Raw genomic sequence first — 6000 nt, forward strand, 5'->3', positions numbered from 1 at the left:
TTGGACTTGTTGCCAAGACTGGGGTGTAGTAAAATTGATTTTAATTGGCAATGATTGTGTTTTGACTGGGGTGTTTTATGAAATTATTTTTTAAAATAGGTGTTGTGTTTACTGCCGTTATTTTATCTGCTTGTGGTGGTATAAATGAGCAAGTGCGACAACATGATGACTATTTACCAAATGATAATGGGGTTAAAAAGGCTTATGATGGATTATATGCAAATTTATCCAATAGCCTAAAAGTTGCCTTAGAAGATAATCAAAAAAAGTGGCAACAAGACACTTTTAAAAACTGCACTAAAAATCCACAAACACAAAAGCAGTGCCAAGCAACTGCCAATCATCATCGCTTGTCGGTATTGACTCATCATCAAAGACATCTTGCTAATTTATTAAACTTCCTGCAAAACTAGTTTTCCGCTCGCCCTGAGCTTGTCGAAGGATGGCGGAAAACCGTTATGGTTCGACAAGCTCACCACGAACGGTTTTCTTTAATCTGGGGTTTTGCAGGAATTCTATTAAACAAAGAATTAAACGGTTTGGAAAAAACTGATGGCAAATACGTTGGTGCTTTTGATGCTTATTGTATGTGCGGTGCCGTTTTTCCTTTTATCGATACAAAAAATAACACAATCATTTGGAAAGACTTTTGTACTAACGTTATTGAAAAACACTCCATTGATAACGTGCTTTTGTCAGATGATGGCATAAGTTTTATCATGACAAATAAAAGTGGCTCCAACTATGAGCTGATGGTTAAATATCATCAAAATGGGCTATATAAAGTCATGATGAATGGCGATTATGATTTAAATCAAACGGTATACATCCCAACTTACCTTGCAAATAAAAAACTTTATCCTGTTGATGCGGATTTGATTTGTGGGGATTTTGATGGGTGATAAATAAGAAAGTTTTTGCACCCAAGAAATTTTAAAATTACCACAAACGCAATGATGTTTGGATGTGGGGGCGTGCTGTGCGTGCCTATAAAAATAGCAATATTAAAGGACATGTGCGGAGCCGATTCTTACAGACTCATGACAAATATCAAGTTCGTTGGGTGTAACCCCAATATGATTGTTAAAAATGAGAAGGATAAAATATTTTACCCTTATATATCAAATTGCAAAAACCATCCAACCAACCACCCCTGTGTTTGGCATAACATTAAGAAACAATCTCATCAAGCCATGCTGGTCTAACCCATTTGGGGGCGTCGATGAATTTAAAATTTGCCATTTTGTGCAGTAGCTCTTCGCTGTTGTCGGCGATGCACAAAAGCTGTAAATTCTCTTTGGGCATAAACCCACTCTCGGCAGTCTTGGCGAGCATGTCAAGTAGCGGGTCAAAGAAATGAGCGACATTTAACAAGCCGATGGGTTTGCGGATGAGATTAAGCTGAGTGATGGATAGCACTTCAAACAGCTCTTCATACGTCCCCAAACCGCCTGCCATGGCGATAAAGCCGTCCGCCAGTTCGATGAGCTTGGTTTTGCGAGTGACCATGTCGGGGGTTTCGATGAGCTCGGTCAGTCCTAGATGGGCGACTTCTTTTTGTTTTAAAAAGGTAGGAATCACGCCAATGACTTCCCCGCCATGCGATAACGTACTGTCGGCAAGCGTTCCCATGAGTCCGACATTGCCCCCGCCATAGACAAGGCGGATGTTATGATGGGCAAGGCGTTCGCCTAGGATTTGGGCGTGATGATAATAATCGGGAATCTCACCAAAGTTAGAACCACAATAGACGGTGATGTTATTTAGCTTGATGGCAGACATAAAAACTCGCTATATTTTTACTTATTTATAAAGGGAATTTGTGGGCGTTGTTACAAAAAATTCAAATGACATTTATAAAACATTTTGTCAAAACGACAAGCACCCTAATTTAACAAAACTTGGACAAAAAATCAATGATGGCTTAGGTGTTTGGTCGGTGCGATTTATCCAGATGATTTGAACAAACGATTTTTTAGCATGCCCACATAACGCCATGGCTGTACCGTACCAAGCCCCATGCCGATGAGCCCTAGCACCATGACGCTGTTTAGGGGTTCGCCTAAGAGTGGCACGGCAAGCAAGGCCGAGAGAAACGGGGCAAGACTGGCAAGTCCGCCAGCGAAAAATGCCCCAAGTCGCTCCACCGCCAGCGAATACGTCATCGTGGCAAATATCATCACCATGACGCTATGAAACGCCCCTTGGATGATGGCATGCGACAAAGCAACGCCACCAAAGCCCAAACCGCCCACACCCAGATACAGTAGCATGCCATAGACGGGCAGGTAGAGTATCGCCGACCAGATGGCGGTGCTACACATGACTTGCCATGGGCTAAATCCCCATTCTTTTAGCATGATGCCATAACCTGCCCAACAGCAGGCACAGATGACAAACAGCACATCGCCCACGCCAAAGGATAAGCCTTTGATGAGCATGAGAGCGGTCATGAGCGTGAGTGTGATGATGATAAGGATGAGTGCGATTTTGGTGTCGTGGTCGGGGCGTTTTTTGAGCAGTAGGAGCATGAGCAGGGCGGTGGCGACAGGTATCATGCCATTTAAAAACACCGCCCCATGCACCACAGGGGCGAGCAAAAAAGCACTGTACACAAGCGAGCTATAACCGACCCCACCAAACAGTGCTAAGATGACAGCTTTGGGTTGCCACAAAAATGCTGTAGTTCGCCGATAGATGAGTATGGGCAAAAGTAGCCCTGCCGACACGCCAAAACGCACGGCGATGATGTCCCACGCCAAAATGCCCCAACTGGCGTTTAGGCGAGCAAGCAAGCTAAAACTGCCCCACGCGAGCATGGTCAGTACGATACAAACATAGCCTTGGGCGGTGGGCGAGAGCTGACAAAACAGCTGGCGTAAATGAGTCATGAACACTACCAAGCGATGGATGGGTGGGCAGATGGGCGATACAAAAACCGCCTATTTTACCACAGCCTTGATACGCCCGTCATGAAATTCGATGTCAATCTCGCCTTGTCTGATGGTGTTCGATGAGCCAATGACATGCCCGTCTTGATGGATGAGTGCGTAGCCTTTGGTTAGGGTACGGGCAGGGTGTTGCACCAAAATCATGCTTTGCAAGTGGCGGGTCTCATCACGCAAGGCGGACAGACGGGGCAGTAGTGCCTTGTGCCGAGATAAGGTGTGGGCGGTGGTTTGGCGAGCGTGCTTGATGTGTTCGTGAGAGGTTTTGTGCTGACGGGCGAGCAGGTCGCTGATGGCAGATGAGAGCGTGTGAGTGCGGTATTTGGCGTGACTGCTTAGCGTGCTTAATAAAAAGTCGCTGTCTTTTTTGGCAAGTTTTAGGGTTTGGCTTGCTCCGTGATGGACGCTTTTCATGGCAAGATGGCTTTGCTCTTTGGCGTGGTGCAGGCGAGTGCGACTGAGGTCGCTGATGGTGGTCATGGCACCTTTGGCGAGTGCGACCATGGCGACCAGATGGTTTTCGATGGCTAAGATGACCTTAGATGGCGTATCAAAGCGGGTGTGTGCCACTTCATCAAGTAGCACTTTATCACGCTCATGTCCGATACCGACCCACACAGGCATGGGTGATTCGGCAACCAGTGCCGACAGCTCATAGTCATTAAGATACGCCAAATCGCCCACCGCTCCGCCCCCACGGATGATGACGAGCAGGTCGGCATGATGGGCGTGACTGGCATAAAACTCACCGATGGCGTGCGTGATGGCTGTCCTTATCTCGCTTGGGGCGTGATTGCCCTGAAAGGTGGCGTGATGATAATAGAACTGGCACGCCCCCGTCTGTGCCAATCTGTCCGCTTCGGCACGAAAATCACCCAGTCCTGCCGCCTGCTCGGGGGCGATGACGATGACGTGACGGATGTCAAAGGGGGTGGGTAGGGCTTTATTTAGGGCGGTCAGTCCTTCATCATGTAGGCGTTTTAGCATGGCGTTATAAGCCTGAGCCAATGCCCCGAGCGTGTAAGTGGGGTCAATGTCGCTTATATTAATACTAAACCCGTACTGCGGATGAAAACTTGCCGAACCTTTTATCAGCACCGCCAGTCCTGCCGAGAGCGGTTTGCCTGTCTCGCGGGTGAATTTGCCGACAACCGCATTTGCCCGATATCGCCATAACGTCGCCCGAGTACTGGCGATGATATTGCCGTTATCGTCTTTTTCGGCAAGTTCAAAATAATAATGCCCACCCTTGGTATTGACCGCTCGCAGTTCTGCTTGTATCCACACTTCATGGTCAAAGGTGTCGCTGATGACCAGTTTTACCGCTTCTAGGTAGCTACTTAGTGATAACTGCACCCCTGCCAATGTCGGCTCATCGGATACGCCATTCATCTCATCGGCGATGGCTTGATGTAAGGCGTTGATGTCGGCACTGTCTTGGGTTTGTGCTAGCCTGTCTAGGTTTTGGTCTAGGGCGGTCAAAATGGCTTTGTGGTTCATGGTGGCTGTTTTAAAGTAAAAAGGTAAAAGGTAGAAAATAGAAAGGCATTGAAAGGGCAAATAATACTAGGGCGTGTTGAATATTGGTATTTGCCATGAAAAATAGGAAAAATCGCAGGCTGATAGTCATTCTCAACTTAAAATAGTAACTTATTGATTTTTAAAAATTATTTTTTGGTTGTAGGGGCGAATTGCAATTCGCCCTTGATAAATCAATCACTTATACAAAGTTGAGAATGGGGCAAATTAAGTTAAAATCTTAAAAATTACCTGATTCAGTGGGCGGATAGCCATTTTTCATGCAAAAATTAATTAAAGCGTTAAATTTATCATATTTATCAATAATGGCATCAATGTTTGGCACGCTCTAAGATTGTAACAGATTTTTGATGATTTATGAATGCTGGTGGTGGTAAAGGATTGGGTTTTAATTTAAAATTGCCAAAATGCCATAAATAACGTAACATAGCAAAGACTTTGAACAATTTTAAATTGAGTAACGCACAAAGGCACACCATGAGCAAAAACACCCCAATTATCCCTACCAATTTAGCAAAATTTTGCGATGACTATTTACAAGCAAGCGAATTTAACGACTATTGCCCCAACGGTCTGCAAGTCGATGCCGATACGCCCATCAGCAGGGTCATCACAGGCGTTACCGCTTGCCAAGCCTTGATAGATAAGGCGATAGAGCATAACGCCCAAGCGATATTGGTACATCATGGCTATTTTTGGAAAGGCGAGCCTGCTCCACTGGTCGGCATGAAAGGCAAACGCATTCGCACCCTGCTCCAACATAACATTTCACTCATCGCCTATCATCTGCCCCTTGATGCTCACCCTGTCATCGGCAATAATGCGGTGCTTGCCGGTGAGCTTGGCTTGACCATAACAGGGGCGTTATATCCCCATGAAAAACACCCTGTGGGTAATGTCGCCACCTGTTCGCCCACGACATCTGCCGATTTTGCCAAAAAAATCGAGCAAGTGTTGGGGCGTACACCCCTGCACATCAGCGATGACCCTAACCGCACCCTAACCAAAATCGCCCTATGCACAGGTGGCGCCCAAGACATGATAACCCAAGCTCATGCTATGGGTTGTCAGGCGTTTATCTCGGGGGAAGCGTCCGAGCGTACCACGCATTTGGCACGAGAGCTGGGCGCGGATTATTTTGGGGCGGGTCATCACGCAACCGAACGGGGCGGTATCAAGGCATTGGGCGAGCATTTGGCGGACGTGCTTGGGCTTGATGTGGTTTTTGTGGATATTGATAATCCTGTTTAAAGGGGTGTTTGCCAATGATATTTTTAAAAAATATCCCATTTACAACGCCATATAACAGATTGATGTATTAAGGGCAAATGGGATTTGCCCCTACAACCCAAAAAATGGCATAATAATCAATCATCTACCATTTTAAATTGGCATTCAAGTAAAAACACCATTTGCAAAAGTAACTCATTTGGCTTGTCTTTTTTGGTATTATTTTTTAAAAAATAATGGTAAAATTAGCCGATTTTTGTTTGTATTGTAAATTTTAAAATTT

General features: G+C 45.6%; 6 protein-coding genes. 3 read left to right on the top strand and 3 right to left on the bottom strand.

The genetic code is table 11. From position 1 onward, the window contains the following. Nucleotides 1–77: 77 nt before the first annotated feature. Nucleotides 78–413 (top strand): hypothetical protein, encoded by a 336-nt coding sequence (locus IM753_RS04140; protein WP_062499098.1) that lies wholly within the window; start codon nt 78–80, stop codon nt 411–413. Nucleotides 414–458: 45 nt separating this feature from the next. After that, nucleotides 459–902, top strand: coding sequence for a hypothetical protein (locus IM753_RS04145; RefSeq protein WP_062499099.1), 444 nt, complete (start codon nt 459–461; stop codon nt 900–902). Between the two features lie 268 nt (nt 903–1170). On the opposite strand, the gene IM753_RS04150 is transcribed toward IM753_RS04145, so the two are convergent. From IM753_RS04150 to xseA, 3 genes are all read right to left on the bottom strand, one after another. Continuing rightward, nucleotides 1171–1782 (bottom strand): TIGR00730 family Rossman fold protein, encoded by a 612-nt coding sequence (locus IM753_RS04150; RefSeq protein WP_194108737.1) that lies wholly within the window; start codon nt 1780–1782, stop codon nt 1171–1173. Nucleotides 1783–1946: 164 nt separating this feature from the next. Beyond that, nucleotides 1947–2891 (bottom strand): DMT family transporter, encoded by a 945-nt coding sequence (locus tag IM753_RS04155; protein ID WP_194108738.1) that lies wholly within the window; start codon nt 2889–2891, stop codon nt 1947–1949. A 51-nt stretch (nt 2892–2942) separates the two neighbouring features. Next, nucleotides 2943–4448, bottom strand: coding sequence for an exodeoxyribonuclease VII large subunit (xseA, locus tag IM753_RS04160; RefSeq protein WP_194108739.1), 1506 nt, complete (start codon nt 4446–4448; stop codon nt 2943–2945). Between the two features lie 516 nt (nt 4449–4964). Between xseA and IM753_RS04165 the strand changes: the two genes are divergently transcribed. Continuing rightward, nucleotides 4965–5738: a Nif3-like dinuclear metal center hexameric protein gene (locus IM753_RS04165; protein ID WP_194108740.1), complete on the top strand. Its 774-nt coding sequence runs from the start codon at nt 4965–4967 to the stop codon at nt 5736–5738. Nucleotides 5739–6000: the final 262 nt, after the last annotated feature.

Origin of the sequence: Moraxella sp. K127 (assembly GCF_015223095.1) — a bacterium.
In the GTDB taxonomy this organism is placed as follows: domain Bacteria; phylum Pseudomonadota; class Gammaproteobacteria; order Pseudomonadales; family Moraxellaceae; genus Moraxella.

Coding starts and splice junctions, on each gene's coding strand:
- IM753_RS04150 (WP_194108737.1), bottom strand. CDS start 1,782: ATGTCTGCCATCAAGCTAAATAACATCACCGTCTATTGTGGTTCTAAC.
- IM753_RS04155 (WP_194108738.1), bottom strand. CDS start 2,891: ATGACTCATTTACGCCAGCTGTTTTGTCAGCTCTCGCCCACCGCCCAA.
- IM753_RS04165 (WP_194108740.1), top strand. CDS start 4,965: ATGAGCAAAAACACCCCAATTATCCCTACCAATTTAGCAAAATTTTGC.
- xseA (WP_194108739.1), bottom strand. CDS start 4,448: ATGAACCACAAAGCCATTTTGACCGCCCTAGACCAAAACCTAGACAGG.
- IM753_RS04140 (WP_062499098.1), top strand. CDS start 78: ATGAAATTATTTTTTAAAATAGGTGTTGTGTTTACTGCCGTTATTTTA.
- IM753_RS04145 (WP_062499099.1), top strand. CDS start 459: ATGGTTCGACAAGCTCACCACGAACGGTTTTCTTTAATCTGGGGTTTT.